Below are 17701 nucleotides of genomic sequence, written 5' to 3' on the forward strand. Positions count from 1 at the left end.
GAGCGCCTGCACTGTTGCTCTCGTCCTGCGTTTGTTCGGCCTGGCCTGAGAATCTCGACCATGAGCATTGAAAAGCGCCCCGACCCCGACGAGCTGCTGGCCCAGATCCGCGAGCAGGAGACTGCGGAGCAGCGGGGCCGGCTGCGTATCTACTTCGGCTCTTCGGCCGGCGTCGGCAAGACCTTTGCCATGCTGCAGGCGGCGCGCAAGCTGCAGGCGGACGGCCTCGATGTGCTGGCCGGTGTGGTCGTCACCCATGGCCGCAGCGAGACCCAGGCCTTGCTCGACGGCCTGCCCGTGCTGCCGCTGCGCGAGCTCGAGTACCGCGGCCGCAAGCTGCCGGAGTTCGACCTCGACGGCGTGCTGGAACGCCGCCCGGCCCTGGTGCTGGTCGACGAGCTGGCCCATGCCAATGCGCCCGGCTCGCGCCACCCCAAGCGCTGGCAGGATGTCGAGGAGCTGCTGTCGCGCGGCATCAATGTCTACTCGACGCTGAACGTCCAGCACCTGGAGAGCCTCAACGATGTGGTCGGTGGCATCACCGGCGTGCGGGTGCAGGAGACCCTGCCCGACACCTTCTTCGACCGCGCCGACGAGGTGGTGATGGTGGACACCCCGGCCGACGAATTGCTCGCGCGGCTCGCAGCGGGCAAGGTCTATGTCGAGCCCCCAGGGCGAGCAGGCTCGCCCACCCCCCGAGGGGGCGTCGCCGGCTTGGGGCGGCCCGGCGCCGACGGGGTCCCGCATGCCCAGCGCGCCGCTCAGAACTTCTTCCGCAAGGGCAACTTGATGGCCTTGCGCGAGCTGGCCCTGCGCCGCACCGCCGACCGGGTGGAGGACGATGTGCAGGCCTGGCGCAGCAATCAGCGCGTCGCCCAGGTCTGGAAGACCGAGGCCGCCATTCTTTGCGCTATAGGCCCCAGCCCGGCGGCCGAAAGCGTGCTGCGCAGCGCGACGCAGCTGGCCCAGCAGCTCAATGTCTCCTGGCATGCGGTCTATGTGGAAACGCCGGCGCTGCGCCGCCTGCCCGATGCGCAGCGCGATCGCATCCTGCGTGTGGTGCGCCTGGCCCATGAGTTGGGCGCGCAGACCGCAGTGCTTAACGCGCAAGATCTGACCCCGGCTTTGCTGGCCTATGCGCGCGAACACAATCTGTCCAAGCTGGTGCTGGGCCGCAGCCAGCCTGCACCCGCTTGGCGCCGCTGGCTGGGTTCTCTGCCCTGGCAACAGCGCCTGGCCGAAGAGGGCCCTGAGCTGGACCTGACCACCGTCGCCGCAGCGCCGCTGCAGCCGGCACGCCGGACCCAGGCGTCCGAGCAACTGGCTCAGGAACACGAGGAACGCGAGCTGCAGTGGCAGCGTCTGGCCGGCCGCTATGGGCTGGCGGCGCTGGCCTGTGCCGCAACCGCCTTGCTCAGCTGGCCGCTGCAGCTGGCGTTTGACCAGTCCAATATCGTCATGCTGTTCTTGCTGACGGTGGTCGGGGTGGCCCTGCGCCTAGGTCGCGGTCCGGCGGTGCTGGCCAGCTTTGTGAGCGTTGGCCTGTTCGACTTCTTCTTTGTCCAGCCCCGGCTCAGCTTTGCCGTCTCCGATGTGCAGTACCTGCTGACCTTTGCCGTCATGCTGGCCGTGGGCCTCATCATCGGCCAGCTGACGGCCGGCCTGCGCTACCAGGCCCAGCTGTCGACGGAGCGCGAGGCGCGCTCGCGTTCGCTGTTCGAGTTGACCAGCGATCTGGCCGGTGCACTGCAGACCGAGGCCGTGCTGCAGGTGGCCGAGGCTGCCTTGGCCGAAGAGGTTCATGGCGAGGCCTTGCTCTATGTGCTGGATCTCAAGGACGCGCTGCAGCCCTCACCCAGTCAGGACAGCTTGGCCGCCGGTGAGCAGCCCGATGCCGGCACCGCCCGCTGGGCCCTGGACCATGGCCAGGCCGCCGGTCTGAGCACCGACACCCTGGCCGGCAGCGCCTGGTTTTACTTGCCCCTGCAAGCGCCCATGCGCACCCGCGGCGTGCTGGCCCTCAAGCCCAAGAGCAGCCGCAGCCTGATGCTGCCCGAGCTGCGTGCCCAGCTGGAGACCTATGCCCGCATCATTGGCCAGGCCCTGGAGCGTGTGCATTATGTGGAGGTGGCGCAGGAGGCCTTGGTGCACATCGAGGGCGAGCGCTTGCGCAACTCCCTGCTCTCGGCCCTGTCGCATGATCTGCGAACGCCGCTGGCCGGTCTCTACGGCCTGGCCCAGACCCTGGACCGCACGCCCGAGCTGCCGTCCCAGGCGCGCGAGCTCAGCGCCGCCCTGCAGCAGCAGGCCCAGCGCATCAGCGCCATGGTCAACAACCTGCTCGATATGGCGCGCCTGCAAAGCGGTGCGGTGCGCCTGAACCGGCAATGGCAGCCGATCGAGGAAGTGGTCGGCACGGCGCTGCAGTCCTTGCAGCCGGCTCTGTCCAGCCATCAGCTGCATCTGCAGATTCCGCCGGGGCTGCCATTGCTGCATCTGGATGCCGCGCTGATGGAGCGGGTGCTGGGCAATTTGCTCGAGAACGCGCTCAAGTACACGCCCTGCGGCAGCACCTTGAGCATTTCGGCCGAACCGGCGCCGGCGGGGGGCCAGCTGAAGCTGCGTGTCTCGGACAACGGCCCGGGTTTGCCGCCCGGTCGCGAGGAGCAGTTGTTCGCCAAATTCAGCCGTGGCGAGCGCGAGAGCAGCACGCCGGGCGTGGGCCTGGGTCTGGCGATCTGCCGCGCCATCGTGCAAGCCCATGGCGGCGAGATCCATGCCGAGAATCTGCCCGGCGGCGGCGCCAGCTTTGTCATCAGCCTGCCGCTGGGTGAGCCGCCGACCTTGCCGGAGCTTGAGGGCGAAGGCGGTGAACGGGTGAGTGGGTGAATGGTGATGTCCAAGTTCTTGGGTTTGAGGTTTGGAGTTGAACGGCATGAATGATCCGCATCCGGTGGCCCTGATCGTCGAGGACGAAGCCAGCATCCGGCGCTTTGTGCGCCTGGCCCTGGAGGCCGAGGGTTGGCAGGTGCATGAAACCAGCACGGTGCGCCAGGGCCTAGTCGACGCCGGCACGCGCCGGCCCGATCTGGTCATCCTTGATCTGGGCCTGCCCGATGACGACGGGCTCAACTACCTGCGTGATCTGCGCGCCTGGTCCGGCGTGCCGGTGATCGTGCTCTCGGCCCGAACGGCCGAGGCCGACAAGATTGCGGCACTCGATGCCGGCGCGGACGACTATCTGAGCAAGCCCTTTGGCGTCGGTGAGCTGATGGCACGCGTGCGGGTGGCCCAAAGGCGCAGCCAGGCGGCCGCGCGCGGCAGCGCCGACGAGCTGGCCCAGACCGTGTTTCGCTTCGGCGAGGTCGAGGTGGACCTGGCCCAGCGCCGCGTGCTGCGCTCCGGTGTGGCGGTGCACCTGACCCCGCTCGAATACCGCCTGCTGACGCATCTGATCGCGCATGCTGGCAAGGTGCTCACGCACCGCCAGATGCTCAAGGCGGTCTGGGGCCCGAGCCATGTCGAAGACAACCACTACCTGCGCGTCTATATGGGCAATCTGCGCCAGAAGCTGGAGGCCGTGCCGGCGGCGCCGCAGTATCTGCTGACCGAAACGGCCGTGGGCTACCGTCTCGTGGCCTGAGAGTTTGTGAATTTTCTACTGCGCGACTGCCATGCGTCGTTGGTCCGGTGCTCGGAATCCTCGCGTACAGGAAGTACGTTCCGGTTCCTGCGCTCCGTCCGCCTAGCCTGACAGCCGCTCGCTACGGAAATTCTCAAACTCTGAGCGCAAGGCTCAGCGACTGATGGCCATGGATAGTGAAGAAACTGCGAACTTGAAGGGAAACATTGAGCTATAGAGGGTTCTCCTTCTGAATCTCTCTCTTACCTCTGTGTCTCCGTGGCTCTGTGGTCGTCTTGGGTTCAGTCGTCCTAACCCAGCCTCACCAACCGCCGTGCAGATGCACTTGCTGCGGCCGGCGCAGGCCCTGCACCCAGTGGCGGTAGACGCCCCGCGCCAAGCGGTGCAGCTCGGCCGTGCGAGCCGGCAGTTCGCGCAGCATCTCGGCTTCGCTCTGCACGGTGCGGCCATGGCCCAGGGCCAGGCTGTGAGCGATCTCGTCACGTGACTCGCGGCACCAGGCGCGCACGCTGTCCTCGGTCACTTCCAGATGCGATTGCAGGCCCAGGTGCTTGCCCAGGGCGAAGCCCTTGTTCAGGCAGTGGCTGCCGAACAGGATGCGCTGCGCGCCGCTGGGTATTTCGAAGGTGTCGTGGTGCCAGTTGAACATCGTCGCCTGGCGCTGGCCGGCAAAGAGGTCGCGGCCAGCGGGCGTCACCCAGAGCCGGCTCCAGCCGATGTTCGGCCAGGCATTGCGGTGCACCCGAGCGCCCAGGGCGCGTGCCAGCAACTGGCCGCCGAAGCAGTGGCCCAGCACCGGCACGTCCAGCGCCACGGCCTGTCGCACCAGCTCCAGCTCGGCCGCGATCCAGGGCAGCTCCTCGTTGACGCTGTGGTTGCTACCCAGCACGACCAGACCACTGTAGTCGCTGATCCAGCGGGGCAGGGTCTGGCCCTGTGCAGCCTGGATGACTTCGCAGGCGATGCCCTGGCTGTGCAGATAACTGAGCAGATAGCCGGGGCCTTGGCTGGCTTCGTGCTGAAGGATGGCGACCGTGTCCATGGTCTGGGTCGGCAGCGGGCCGACCTTTGGTTGCGAGGCCTTCAATTTAGAAGGGCTGCCATCAAGAACATGCCCAGTTGGCGGGTGGCTCTGTCAAGAAGCCGTCAAGTTCATGAACGGGGCTGCGCCCTACAATTCGAGCACATTTCCAGCCACTGCCCGTGCCCGCCATGCCCGTCAATCTCACCGCCCCCGATCCCGCCAGCCTGCACCCCGTTCCCGGCGTCCGCCTGGGCGTGACCATGGCCGGCATCCGCAAGGCCGATCGGCGCGACCTCAGCGTCATCGCCCTCGACGAAGGTGCCAGCGTGGCCGGCGTGTTCACCAAGAACCGCTTCTGCGCCGCGCCGGTGCAGGTCTGCCGCGAGCATCTGGCCGGGCAGGTCGAGGGAGCCGGTATCCGTGCCATCCTGGTCAACACCGGCAATGCCAATGCCGGCACTGGCGAGGACGGCCTGGCCCGGGCGCGCCAGAGCTGTACGGCCCTGGCCGAGCTGATGGGCGTGCAAGCCAGCCAGATCCTGCCGTTTTCGACCGGTGTGATCATGGAAGTGCTGCCGGTGGAGCGCATCGTCGCCGGCCTGCCGAAGGCCATTGCCGCCTTGCGCGATGACGCGTGGGGTGAAGCCGCCCTGGGCATCATGACCACCGACACCTTGCCCAAGGCGGCCTCGCGCCAGATCCAGATCCAGGGCCAGACCGTCACCATCACCGGCATCAGCAAGGGCGCGGGCATGATCCGTCCGAATATGGCCACCATGCTCGGCTATGTCGCTACCGACGCGCACATCAACCCGGGCCTGTTGCAGACCTTGGTGACGGAAGCGGCTGATGCTTCCTTCAACCGCATCACCATCGACGGCGACACCTCGACCAACGATTCCTTTGTGCTGATCGCCACCCACAAGGCCCAGCACGAGCGCATCGAATCGCTGCACAGTGCCGAGGGTCAGGCCTTGCGGGATGCTGTGATTGCGGTGTCGCAGCAGCTGGCGCAGGCCATCGTGCGTGATGGTGAGGGCGCGACCAAGTTCATCAGCGTGCAGATCGAAGGCGGCCGCGACGAAGCCGAATGCAAGCTGGCGGCCTATGCCATTGCCCACTCACCGCTGGTCAAGACGGCCTTCTTCGCCAGCGACCCGAACCTGGGCCGCATCCTGGCGGCCGTGGGCTATGCCGGCATTGCCGACCTGGACCAGACCTTGATCGAGATGCATCTGGACGATGTCCATGTGGTCACCAAGGGTGGCCGCCACCCCGACTACCGCGAGGAAGACGGCCAGCGCGTGATGAAGCAAAGCGAGATCACCGTGCGCGTGAACCTGCACCGCGGCGCAGCCCACAGCACCGTTTGGACCTGCGATCTCAGTCACGACTACGTGACCATCAACGCCGATTACCGCTCCTGAGCATGGCGCGGCCCACCCCGCGCATAGAAGACACAAAAGCCCGGCATGCCGGGCTTTTTCCATTCAGAGCGCGTTGGTCAATCAGTGCTTGCAGCCGGGGGCGTGCACATGGGGCACCGGCGCGGCTTGGACGGGGATGCCAACCGGCTTGCCTGTGGCGTGTGAGGGATGGTTGCACGGGCCGTGGCCGTGATCATGGTGGTGATGCTCGTGCCCATGGTCGTGGCCATGGTCATGAGACCCGCAACTGGCATGGGCCGGCGCATCGACCACGCGCAGCGAGCCATCCTCGGCCACCAAAACGTCACCGGCATGAAGATGGGTGCCGGCTGGCAGCTGAATCTTCAGCGCCTGGCCCTGTTCATCTGCGACCTCCAACTCATGTTGGTGGCTCTGCGCTTCGTCCAGCTTGAGAACAGCGGCCCGCTTGAGCAGGGCCGGTGCCAGGCCTTGGCCGCCGGGCAGGCGTTTGGTGATGAGGAGGGGGGGCAGGGACATGTTGTGAGAGTTCATCTGGATAGGAGTGCGGGTGAATTGCTGCAAATAGATCGTGCCCTCCAATGTAGCGAACTTGCGCGAACGCCCCCAGCAAAACCCTGAGCGCCTCAGATCGTGAATTTGGTTACAGTTCGGCCGGAAAAAATAGGTTGGCTGGTGCGTTTCGTCTGGTTTTTCCAGATTTGAAAGTGGACGAGTCGCTGTGTACGGCAGCGACTTTCGCGCGGGCGGCTGGCTCAAACCAATACCAGTGAGGGAGTTTTCATGTTGAAGTGGCTGCCAGTGCGCCGTTGGGCGCCTTTGTTGCTGGTGTTTTCATTGGCCGCCTGTGGCGGCGGTGGTGGTGGCGGCTCTCCAACCGGTGCGGCGGTGGTCAGTCCCGCAGAGGCCCCCGTGGCTCGTATCAGCGCTGCGGGGGTCAATGCCGATGGCGATGGAAGCATGCGCGGCGGCGTCAACGGCTTGATCACGTTCGACGCTTCGTCCAGCACCGCCGCATCCGGCTCGATCCAGAGCTACGCCTGGGTGCTCAGTCAGATGCCTGCTGGCAGCAAAGCGAGTCTCAACGGCCTCAACCAGAAGGTTGCGGCCTTCACGCCCGATGTGCCCGGCAAGTATCAAGTCACTTTGACGGTCAGCAGCAGTGGTGGCCAAAGCGTCAACAAGACCTTGGATCTCTTGATTGCTGAGGCGCCGCCGGTAGCGAACATCGTGGTTTCGGCGGTCTACACCGGAGCGGCCGCCCCGGCACAGATTGCGCCCATCGACGCCACGGTCGGCAGCGTCTTTACCTTGGACAGCTCTCAGCTGAAAGCCGCTGACGGTAGTGCTGTCACGACCAACTGGTCTTTGGAGCAGCAGCCGGTTGGCAGCCTGGCCAAGCTGCAAGGCAGTGGCTCGCGCCAGCAGTTCAGCCCCGATCTGATGGGGCATTACATCCTGCGTGCACGGGTTCGGGATGCGTACGGCAATTTTTCGGACGCGCTCTACACCTTGCGGATGGTCTTTGCCCCGCCCTCGACTGCGACCATGGTCGTGGCGCCCAACTTCACCGCGAGTCCGGTGGAGCAAGCTACGATTGACACCACCCTCGGCACCAATTTCCTGCTCGACACCTCGAGCCTGCAGGCAAGTGACGGCAGTTCTGTGCGTACCACCTGGACGGTGGTGGAGCGCCCAGCAGGCAGTACGGCGGCTCTCTCCGGCACAGACCCCAGGATGCAATTCCGTCCGGATCAGCTGGGGCTCTACAAGCTCCTGGCCCACGTGGAAGATCGGCGCGGCGCGTATTCTGAATCCTTGGTGCCCATCCATGTTCGCTACATGGCGCCCGCCACGGCCAGCATCTTGGTCAACAGCAGTTTCAGTGGCAGCAGTGTCAACCAGCCTGCCATCGCGGCTTCACTGGGCTCCGTATTCACCTTGGACACCTCGACCGTGCGCGTCGCCGATGGCAGCCCGGTGACCACGGCCTGGGAAATCCTTGAACGGCCGGCCTCCAGCCGCGCTCAGCTCAGCGGTTCCGGGACGCGCCACCAGTACACACCCGATGTGCTCGGGACCTATCGCCTCAAAGTTCGCATGCAAGATGTCCGGGGCGCCTGGGGTGACTCGGTCTACACCCTGAGTGTGCTCAACCTGCCCCCTGAGGCCCATGCGAGTGTCAACACGACGCCGGTTTCGGCGATCTCCTATGGCAGCGCGCGAGTCCAAAGCGGCGCCACGATGACGCTGCGTGGCGGCGCCAGCTTTGATGCTGACAACGATGTGTTGACCTACAGCTGGACCCTGACCAGCGCACCGAGCGGCAGCGCTGCGCGACTGAGCACCAGCTCGGCCGTCGACACCTCCATCACCTTCGACCTTGACGGTGACTACGCGGTGCTTTTGCGTGTCACTGACACCCAAGGAGCCTATTCCGATCGGCAGGTGACGGTCCGCGTGGGCGATGCGCCACCGGTTGTCGTTTACGACCACAACAGTTGGACTGCGATGGTGGGTGACACGGTGACGGCCAACGCAGGTTTCAGCTACAGCCCACAGAACCGTAGCTTGACCTACCGTTGGACCCTGGATTCTCGCCCGGTCGGCTCCTCGGCCACCATCGCCGATGACAGCTTGGCTCAGTTGGCCTTCACACCTGACCTGCCCGGAAGCTATCTCGCCTCGGTCGTCGTCAGTGATGGCATCTTGAGGAGTTCGGCCAGTTTCACGGTGCGGGTGCTCTCTTCAGCGTCTCGGACCACGGAGCTGGGCTTCAAGCCGCTGGACATTCGCTACAGCAAAGGACTGGACCAGGTGGTCCTGATCAGCGCATCGCCGAACGTGCTGACCTTTGTCGATCCGTTCTCGGGCGTGATGCGTTCGGTTCCTCTGCTGGCCGCCCCCACCGGGCTGACCTTGAGCCCGGATGGACGGCTTGCGTTGGTGCTGTACGGCTCGGTGATCGATTTGTTTGATGTGGCCAGTGGCAGTCGAATTCGCTCTAGTAACACCCTCAGCGTGCGCAGCCAGGCAATGGTCATGAACAGCGGCGATGCGCTGCTGTTTGGTGGCGATCAATGGAGCGGTGTCCCAGGCCTGATCAACGCCCGCACGGGTGAAACGCGGCCCTTGTCGGTCGCCTACGCGGCAGGCACGTTCTGGGGCAGTACGCAGCAGGGGATTTTTGCCGACAAGCTCAGCACGGCATTCACGGTGTCGGGGGGGCTTTCGCCTTCCAAGCTCACGTATTTGAAGGTGTCGCCCGCCGACGCTTCGGTGGTGCTCGGTTCGGGGGATTGGCCTTATCACGGGGATTACAACGCGGACTACCCGATTGCCTTCAACAGCGCTCAGTCGCTGGTATTTGATCGCCAAGGTCTGGCTGCGCGCACCTCGGACCTGCGGTTTGCGGGTCGGATCGACATGGGGGGCCGCATCGGCGAGAGCAATTCGATGCGCAGTGTCTCGGCTTCCAGCGATGACACTGAGCTTTTGGCCTTGAAGGGCACTTGGTCGTCCTGGGACAGTGCTGGCTTGCAGAGCAGCTATGCCTTGATCGATCCTGTTCTCTTGCTGAGCAAGAGCAACCTGAGCCTGCCAACGATCAGTGGCCAGCAGTCCTACGGCCTGGCGCTGTTTCACAGCGCGGCAGATCGCCATGTCGGCATTGTTCAAACGGGTGGCGCCGATTTGTCGGCCACTGGTAAGCGCTTCTGGGTGTTCGCACGCTGAGTGCGGCATGGCGCACTGCTGAGAGAGCTCAAGTTCGGCGCGTCGAGTTTGACACGCCGACCTGCGGCTTGAACTCGTGTGGACCAGATCCCCGGGCAAGCGCTCGTTGATGGCCTTGGTGCTACGGGCCTGTCGGGCAGCTCGGCCCGGTTCATGGGCTTGAGCCTTGCGAGCGCCTCAGAAATCCACGGCCCGCGTCCGCAGCCCGCGTGCGATCAGGGTGGCGTTGATCAGCTGTGCTTCTTCGCGGCTGGCGAATGGCCAGACGGCCGGGCGCCAGCCTTCGGGGGTCTGGAAGACCTGGGCTTGAGTGGCGCCGCCCTTGTTGGCGGAAATCGCCACCTTCATGCGCTCCAGTGTCGCTTCGGCCTCGGCCTTGTTGGCGCTGACGGGGCCGACCAGGGCGACCACGGCGGCTTTGTTGTTGTTGCTGCTGCGGCCGCTGTTCGCGCGGCTACTGCTGCTGCTGCTGCTGTTGCTTGTTGGGTTGCCGCCCGCCACATCTTCACGAGCGCCGCCGCGTTTGTCGCTACCGCCGCTGGTGCCGGCCGGTGCCTCCACGGCGCTGTGCAAGCTGGGGCGCTCACCGTCGCGGCTGGTGATGCGGCCAGCCGTGACGGGCGAGGGTTTGGGGCCATTCATCAAATCGGCCACCGGGTCGGCCGGCTTGGCGGGGCTGGATTTGTCGTCGGCCTTGTCTGCGCTGGTTTCGCTGCCGGGCGCTGGCGCATCGGCCAACATGGGCCGGGCGTTCTTGCGCGGGATGGGCTTGACCAGTTGCGGCCGGATGTCGGGCTGCGGCTCGCTGGCAGCGCTGTCGCTGGTTTCGGGGCTGCCCTTGCCACCGTCCTTGCCGGCGGCTTTGTCCAGTGCGGCCTGCTGAGCGGCGGCGATGCTGGCGGCCGTGGCCGCGGCGGCCTCGCGCAGGTCCAGCGGCGTGGGCAGGGCGGGGTTGGCCGGTGTGGCTACGGCCTCGGTGCTGCTGTTCTCGGCTGTTTGCGAGGCGGCGGTAGCGGGCTCGGTCGCTGCCGAGGCGGCCGTGGCGCCGGTCTCGGGCGCGACCGATGTGGCAGCTTCAGCTGCAGCGCTCGCCGATGAGGACGCGGCGGACATCGCTGCGCTGGCTGCGGTGGCTGCCGCTTGCTCAGCGTCCTTGACCGCCTTGCGGCTGGGCAGCATCAGCAGGGCCACGCACATCAGCAGCACACCCAGGGGCAGCAGGGCAGCCAGGCCGACCTTGATCGGGCTCAGGCAGCGCCGGCCGATGATCTCGGGCTTGGGGTGGCCCTGGCCGATCAGCACGCGGCTGCGCGAGCGCCCGGCGTCGATGGCGGCGCTGACGAGATAGAGCTCAAACGGCCAGGCACCGCCGGCCGGGCTTTCGCCCATCATCTGCTCGTCGATGGGCACCACCCGTTGCGGCCAGCTGCCGTCGCCGGGCTGTTCGGAGTAGCCGAAGCGTTGGGCGAAGCGGGCGATGCGCTCGGGCGTCAGGCCGGCGATGAAGCGTTCGGTGAAGGCGGGCCAGGTGTCGGCGCCCGGCGGCGGGCCGCTGCGGGACTTGCGCTTGCCGGGGGCGCGCATGCCCCGCAAACCGCGCTTGATGCGCTCGGGCCAGGTGCTGCGGTGCCAGAGCTCCTGATCAGCCAGAGCGTCGAGCTCGGCGGCATTGCTGTTGGCGGCGATGGTCGATTCCTCGCCCCAGGCCGCCAGGCTTTCGGGCGAGATCTCGTCGGTCAAGACCGGTTCGATCGGCTCCTGCGGGCGCCCGCGAGCGCTCTTGCGTGCCGAACCCGGGCCGGAGTTGCCGGCCGACGCGGGCGCGGCTGCGCTGCCGCTGCGCATGAAGGGCAGGGCGACGACGCCGATGGTGTGGACGTCGTAGATATTGATGCGTTTCGCGAGCGGGTGGCTGTTGTGCCAGGCCACCAGTTGCTCGACCAATCGATCCATGGCGTGTCGGTCGGGTGTGTGCGGGATGAACGGCTATGCGGGCTGCGTGGGGTCAGGTCTTGCAGCGCTCACGCTGCTCCCCGGGAAGGCGGAGCGTGCGAAGCGCAGGGTCTCAAGTTGGACTGTGCCCCAGTGGCTGTCACCTGTGGCGCATTGAAAGCCCGGAAAAGCCCCGCAAACGACGCTCGCAGCCGCTCAGCCGAGTGTCTTCAGCAGCCAGGCGTTCAGGTCTCGCAGTTCCTCGGGGCTGACCGAGTGTTCCATGCGGTAGTCGCGCCATTCGACCGCCTGCCCCAGGGCGCGCAGCTGATCGCGTGCCGCTTCGCCGCGTGCCGGAACCACCACCGGGTCGAGCCGACCATGGGCCATGAAGACAGGTGCCAGGCGGTTGGCGTCCGAGCGCTCGGCCTCCAGGCTGTCGGCCAGGGGCTGGTAGCCGGACAGGGCGACGATGCCGCCCAGGCGCTCGGGGTAGCGCAGGCCGGTGAACAGCGCCATGGCGCAGCCCTGCGAGAAACCCATCAGCACGATGCGCCCGGCCGGCACGCCGCGGGCGCGCTCGGCATCGATCAAGGCGGCGATGGCCGCGCCCGAGGCGCGCACGCCGGCAGCGTCTTCCTGGCGCTGCAGATCGACCTGGCGGATGTCGTACCAGGCGCGCATCACATAGCCGCCATTGATGGTGACCGGCTGTTCGGGTGCATGGGGCAAGATGAAGCGCACGGCGCCCAGAGCGCGCAGGTCCAGCTCCTGGCAAACGGGTTCGAAATCATGGCCGTCGGCGCCCAGACCGTGCAGAACGATCACGGTGGTCTGCGGATCGGGGCCGGTGTCATGTTGCAGGGCGGGCAGGCTCATGGCGGGAGTAAGAGTCGCAAAGGCCTGCATTGTGGCGCCTGGAGGCTCCGGGCTTTCTTTTCAGTCGGCCTCGCGCAGCAGGCGGAAGCCAAGCAGGACATAGCGTGTGTCGGGCGCGTTCCAGTTGCGAAAAGCGCTGCGGGCATAGAGCGGCCAGGTGTGCCAGGATCCGCCCCGGCGCACCCGAACATCGCCGGTGGCCGGGCCTTGGGGGTCCACGCTCGGCGAGTTCGCGTAGTAGTCCTCGCCATGCCAGTCGGCCACCCATTCCCAGGCATTGCCGTGCATATCGTGCAGGCCCCAGGCATTCGGGGCGAAGCTGCCCACCGGGGCGGTGAAGGCATGGCCGTCACGACCGCGCAGGGCCTGCGCCTGCCATTGCGGCCACAGCGGCGCGCAATCGGCGTCAAACACGTTGGCGACCTTGAGCAGGGACTCGGGCGCATCCCCCGAGTGGTAGCGGCTGCTGCTGCCGGCGCGCGCCGCATACTCCCACTCAGCCTCGCTGGGCAGGCGGTAGCGCCGGCCCTCGGTCTTGCTGAGCCAGGCGGCCATGGCGACGGCGTCAAACCAAGTCACGTTGACCACGGGGTGCTCGTCACTCTGCTTGAAGCCGGGGTTCTGCCAGGAGTAGCGCGGCAGCCGGCCTTCGAAAGCGTCGCCACGCGTGCTGCTGGCCGGGTCGTAGTTCGGGTTGTAGCCGTAGGCGCCGGTGCCGTCGGCCAGCGATTCCGGCACATGGCCGGAGGCCTGCAAGAAACGCCGGAATTCGCCCACCGTCACCTCATGCTGGCCCAGCCAGAAGGCCTTGCTGATGCGCACGCGGTGGGCCGGCGTTTCGTCCTGCAGCTTGTCAAAGCGCCCGCGCTCAAGCGTGGGGTAAGCCTCGGCCAAGGCCTCAGCGCTTTCCTGGCGGCCCATGACGAACTCGCCGGCGGGGATCAGGACGTAGGGCTGGCCCAGGCTGTTGCGCAAGACGGGCGCCGTGTCCGCGGCGAACGCCGGGGCGCTGGCCAGCAGGGCCAAAGCAGCGAGAAAGCGGGGCAATGTCAGCGGAAGTCCCATGGGCGGATCTTAGTGAGGCGCGCGATGGGGGAAAATCGGCATTTGCCCAAAGCTGCGCCATGTTCACCCACTTGATCCCCGATGCCGCTCCGCCGGCCGCCCAGGCCGATGCCAGCGTCCGTTTCCAGCGCCTGCTGGCGACGGCTCTGGCCAATGGCAGCTTCGTCAAGCTGCTGCTGAGCAAGTATGTCGGCGAGGAGGCGCAGCTGGAGCGCCTGATGGTGCGCGAAGTGCTGCTGCGTGGCGAGCGCCAGCTCAGCCTCTTGTGGCGCTATCAGACCCGCGACATCACCAAGAACCTGCCCCTGGCCGAGGGCCTGGAACTGCTGGCCACGCTGATGGGTGCGCAGTTCCACAGCGCCCATCTGCAGACCCAGGGCGAGGAGGTGCAGCTGGTGTTCAGCCGCAAAGGCCGGCCCAGCTTGCGCATGGGGCGGGCCACGCCGGCCGCGGTGCCGGTGGCGGCCGAAGCCGGCCATGACAAGGAAAAGCAGCGTTATCTGGAGCTGGGCCGCCCGTTTTGGCTGGACCTGGGACTGAGCCACCTGGTGCGAGGCGAGGCGCAGCTGGTGCCGGCCATGTCGCGCAAATGGAAGCAGATCAACAAATTCATCGAGATCTTCGCTGCCGCGCTCAAGAACTCAGGCCTAGCCGAGAGCGCCGACGTCCATGTCGCTGATTTCGGCTCGGGCAAGGGCTATCTGACCTTCGCCATGCACGACTGGCTGCACAGCCAGGGCAAGCAGGCCCATGTCACCGGCGTCGAGCTGCGCGAGGACATGGTGCGTCTGTGCAATGAAGCGGCGCAGCGCCATGCCATGGCCGGCCTGCGTTTCGACCATGGTGATGTGCGCAGCTACACACCGCTGCGTCTGGACGTCATGATCGCCTTGCATGCCTGTGACATCGCCACCGATCACGCCATCCATTTCGGCCTGCGCACCGGTGCCCGCGTCATCATGTGCTCGCCTTGCTGCCACAAGCAGATCCGCCCGCAGATGCAGATGCCAGCTCAGCTGCGCCCGCTGCTGCAGCACGGCATCCATCTGGGCCAGGAAGCCGAGATGGTCACCGACGGTCTGCGTGCGCTCTTGCTGGAGGCCGAGGGCTACGACACCCAGGTCTTCGAGTTCGTGGCCCTGGAGCACACCAGCAAGAACAAGATGATCCTGGCCGTCAAACGCAGCCAGCCCCTGAGTGCAGCCCGCCGCGCCGAGCTGCAGGCCCAGATCGCCGAGATCAAGCGCTTCTACGGCCTGCGCGAGCAGTGCCTGGAGACCTTGCTGGCGGCTTGAGGTCGGTGGCTTCGGAGGTCAGGAATCGGCGCATAGCGGAAGTTCGGTGTCCGGGTTTCCGCGCTGCGGTGACTCGGCCCGCCGCCGTGCTCATGGTACGCGGGTCGGCTCTGCGAGCCGACTCCCCTCGGTGCTCACTGCGCGGCTCAGCGGCGCCAAACTCCCTCCGTTCGCTGCGCTCACTGTGGTCAAACAGTGGCGCCGAGTCAGTGCTTGAAGCGCGCTTGAAGCAAGCTTCGGCGCGCGCCTGAGCCGCTCCGCTGCGCTCTCGGCCGCGCACAAATCGCCCGCTGTCGGGCCGAGCCACCTCCGAGTGTGGCGTGTTCCACCGTCGAGGGGCACATCGATCGCGATGCAAGCGCCCTGCAGTTCGGGCCGCCGCTGGGCGATTTGTGAAGGGCTGAGCAGCGCAGCGGCTCGGGGCGCGCGCGTAACCGCGCGCTTCAAGCTCTGACTTGGCGCGTCTGTTTGAACGGAACGAACGCAGTGAGTGAAGAGAGTTATGCGCCAGCCCCGAGGCGCGAGCAGCGCAAGGCAGTCGGCCCGCCAGGGCCGACCCCGGAACCATGAGCCCGGCGGCGGCCCGAACTGCAGGGCCTCACGAGGGAGAACATGGAGGCTGCTTTGTGCCGAAATCAGCCCAGCAAAAAAGGCCCCGGCGTTGCCGCCGGGGCCTGTCAAAAGCGCAAGTCACCGCCCGGGACAGCGCCCTCTTGCGAAGGCGGCGTGGGGCTGCGATGACCGGGAATGCGCGCGCAGCGCGGCCTTGGTGCGAGCGCGGGCGCTGGAGCGAACTCCAGCGGGGCGCACGCGGCCAACTCGCTGTATGAACGCTTAGAAGGTGTCCCAGCCGCCGTCGTCGGCCGGCGCGGGTGCTGCAGCCGCTGGTCGGGGGGCTACGGGTGAGGGGGCCGGCGCCTTTCGTGCGGCCGGCGCTGGCCTGGCGGCCGGCGGCTTGGGGGCGCTGGCCGGCTTGTGTTGGTGGGTGGATTTGATCGGGCTGCGCTGGGGCGACAGCGCTGTTTTGTGGGCGCCATGGTGCGCGAGCTTGAAGCTCGCCACGGCGCCGAGCAGGACCTGGGCCTGGTTGCGCAAGCTCTCGCTGGCCGCCGCGCTTTCTTCCACCAGGGCCGCGTTCTGCTGGGTGGCGCGGTCCAACTGGGTGACGGCCTCGCCGACCTGGCTGATGCCCGAACTTTGCTCGCGGCTGGCGCTGCTGATCTCGCCGACGATGTCGGCCAGGCGCTGCACCGAACCGACGATGTCCTGGATGGTCTGGCCGGCGCGGTCCACCAGCTGGGTGCCGGTCTGCACGCGCTCGACCGAGTCATTGATCAGGCTCTTGATTTCCTTGGCGGCGTCGGCGCTGCGCTGGGCGAGGTTGCGCACTTCGCTGGCGACGACCGCAAAGCCGCGCCCTTGCTCGCCCGCACGGGCGGCTTCCACGGCAGCGTTCAGGGCCAGGATATTGGTCTGGAAAGCAATGCCGTCGATGACGCTGATGATGTCCGAGATGCGCTTGGAGCTGCCTTCAATGCCGCGCATGGTCTCCACCACCTCGCCCACCACCTGGCCGCCATCGCGGGCCACCTGGGCGGCGCTTTGCGCCAGCTGGTTGGCCTGGGCGGCGTTGTCGGCGTTCTGGCGAACGGTGGCGTTCAGCTCCTCCATGGTGGCCGAGGTTTCTTCCAGCGACGAAGCCTGTTCCTCGGTGCGCGAGGACAGATCGGCATTGCCTTGGGCGATCTGGGCGCTGGCGGTGGCCACCGATTCGGCGCCGTCGCGCACATCGCTGACGGTGCCCATCAGACTGGTTTGCATGCGGGACAGGGCGCTGAGCAACTGGCCGGTTTCGTCCTGCGAATCGCTGTGGATGGCCTGACTCAGGTCACCGCTGGCGACGCGGTCGGCGGCCTGCACGGCCAGGCTCAGCGGGGCGGTGATGCCACGGATCAGGGCCGTGGCCATCATGGCGGCCGCCACCAGGGCCAGCACCGAGACGATGGCCAAACCGGTCAACGCTGATTTGTAAACTTCGTCGGCGTCCAAAGCCGCGTCGTCGGCGCCCTTGACATTGAGCGCCACGATTTTTTCAGCGCTGCTGCGGGCGCCCTCAAAGGCCTGGCGAGCACCGCCGCCCAGCTGCTTGCGCGCCTCATCGGCATTGCCGGCAGCGGCCGTGGCCAGTGCTTCTTTCGCCAGGGCTTGGTAGCTGCTCCATTGCGCCGTGAACTGCTCGTAGAGCTTGCGCTCTTCTGCACTGCTGATCAGCTTCTCGTACTGGGATGCGTCTTTCTTGAGCTCGTCCTGCGCATGGCTCATGGCACTCTCGGCGGCGCTGATCTGTTCCGGGGTGCTGGCGTTCACGCGCAGCAGCACGCCGATGCGGAACTCACTCAAGTCCCCGTTCAAAGCCGAGGCATAGCGCACCGAGGGCAACCAGTTGTGGCTGATCTCGGAAGAGTCCATTTGGACCTGGTGCACTTGCCGGTAGCCGAACAAGGCCAGCAGGACAAGCAAGCCGGCCAGCAGGCCGAAGGCAGCGCGCAGCTTGCCGGCAATGGTCAGGTTCTTCAGAAGCTGCATGGAGACATCCCCCGGACGGCTCGAGGCCGCAGAGTTGCGATGAAGGTGCGAGCCTGTTCGGGCTCAGCACGCATCATCGGGGGAAGCGCCTTGCAGGAAAGGCGAATCAGACCGGGCGTAGGGCGCTTGTTCTCAG

Annotated in this window: 11 protein-coding genes; 5 read left to right on the forward strand and 6 right to left on the reverse strand. The window is 66.6% G+C overall.

The genetic code is table 11. The features are described 5' to 3' along the window. Nucleotides 1–60: 60 nt before the first annotated feature. Together ACQY39_RS09525 and kdpE are read left to right on the forward strand one after the other, a co-directional pair. A complete protein-coding gene (locus ACQY39_RS09525) occupies nucleotides 61–2889 on the forward strand; it encodes a DUF4118 domain-containing protein (protein WP_428505595.1) in 2829 nt (942 codons plus the stop codon). A gap of 46 nt (nucleotides 2890–2935) precedes the next feature. After that, entirely contained in the window at nucleotides 2936–3643 is a 708-nt protein-coding gene (gene kdpE, locus ACQY39_RS09530) for a two-component system response regulator KdpE (RefSeq protein WP_428505597.1), read from the forward strand. Nucleotides 3644–3944: 301 nt separating this feature from the next. Here the strand turns inward: kdpE and ACQY39_RS09535 are convergent, their stop codons facing one another. Then, a complete protein-coding gene (locus ACQY39_RS09535; RefSeq protein WP_428505599.1) occupies nucleotides 3945–4685 on the reverse strand; it encodes a type 1 glutamine amidotransferase in 741 nt (246 codons plus the stop codon). A gap of 170 nt (nucleotides 4686–4855) precedes the next feature. Here ACQY39_RS09535 and argJ point away from each other — a divergent pair, with 170 nt between their 5' ends. Continuing rightward, nucleotides 4856–6094, forward strand: coding sequence for a bifunctional glutamate N-acetyltransferase/amino-acid acetyltransferase ArgJ (gene argJ / locus ACQY39_RS09540; protein WP_263563684.1), 1239 nt, complete (start codon nucleotides 4856–4858; stop codon nucleotides 6092–6094). An 81-nt stretch (nucleotides 6095–6175) separates the two neighbouring features. Here the strand turns inward: argJ and ACQY39_RS09545 are convergent, their stop codons facing one another. Continuing rightward, entirely contained in the window at nucleotides 6176–6592 is a 417-nt protein-coding gene (locus ACQY39_RS09545) for a hypothetical protein (protein ID WP_428505602.1), read from the reverse strand. 264 nt (nucleotides 6593–6856) lie between these two features. Here ACQY39_RS09545 and ACQY39_RS09550 point away from each other — a divergent pair, with 264 nt between their 5' ends. Further along, a complete protein-coding gene (locus ACQY39_RS09550) occupies nucleotides 6857–9808 on the forward strand; it encodes a PKD domain-containing protein (RefSeq protein ID WP_428505604.1) in 2952 nt (983 codons plus the stop codon). A 177-nt stretch (nucleotides 9809–9985) separates the two neighbouring features. Here ACQY39_RS09550 and ACQY39_RS09555 read toward each other — a convergent pair whose 3' ends face one another. The 3 genes from ACQY39_RS09555 to ACQY39_RS09565 form a co-directional block, all read right to left on the reverse strand. Continuing rightward, nucleotides 9986–11761 (reverse strand): hypothetical protein, encoded by a 1776-nt coding sequence (locus tag ACQY39_RS09555; protein ID WP_428505606.1) that lies wholly within the window; start codon nucleotides 11759–11761, stop codon nucleotides 9986–9988. A gap of 195 nt (nucleotides 11762–11956) precedes the next feature. Then, entirely contained in the window at nucleotides 11957–12619 is a 663-nt protein-coding gene (locus tag ACQY39_RS09560; protein ID WP_428505608.1) for an alpha/beta hydrolase, read from the reverse strand. A 60-nt stretch (nucleotides 12620–12679) separates the two neighbouring features. Then, nucleotides 12680–13684, reverse strand: coding sequence for a formylglycine-generating enzyme family protein (locus tag ACQY39_RS09565; RefSeq protein ID WP_428505610.1), 1005 nt, complete (start codon nucleotides 13682–13684; stop codon nucleotides 12680–12682). A gap of 59 nt (nucleotides 13685–13743) precedes the next feature. Here ACQY39_RS09565 and ACQY39_RS09570 point away from each other — a divergent pair, with 59 nt between their 5' ends. After that, complete coding sequence (locus tag ACQY39_RS09570; protein ID WP_428505612.1) at nucleotides 13744–14979, forward strand: class I SAM-dependent methyltransferase; 1236 nt, start codon at nucleotides 13744–13746, stop codon at nucleotides 14977–14979. An 834-nt stretch (nucleotides 14980–15813) separates the two neighbouring features. Here the strand turns inward: ACQY39_RS09570 and ACQY39_RS09575 are convergent. Further along, nucleotides 15814–17565, reverse strand: a complete 1752-nt coding sequence (locus ACQY39_RS09575) for a methyl-accepting chemotaxis protein (RefSeq protein WP_428505614.1) — start codon at nucleotides 17563–17565, stop codon at nucleotides 15814–15816. Between the last annotated feature and the right edge of the window lie 136 nt (nucleotides 17566–17701).

Source organism: Roseateles sp., assembly GCF_965262435.1.
Lineage (GTDB): Bacteria > Pseudomonadota > Gammaproteobacteria > Burkholderiales > Burkholderiaceae_C > Paucibacter_A.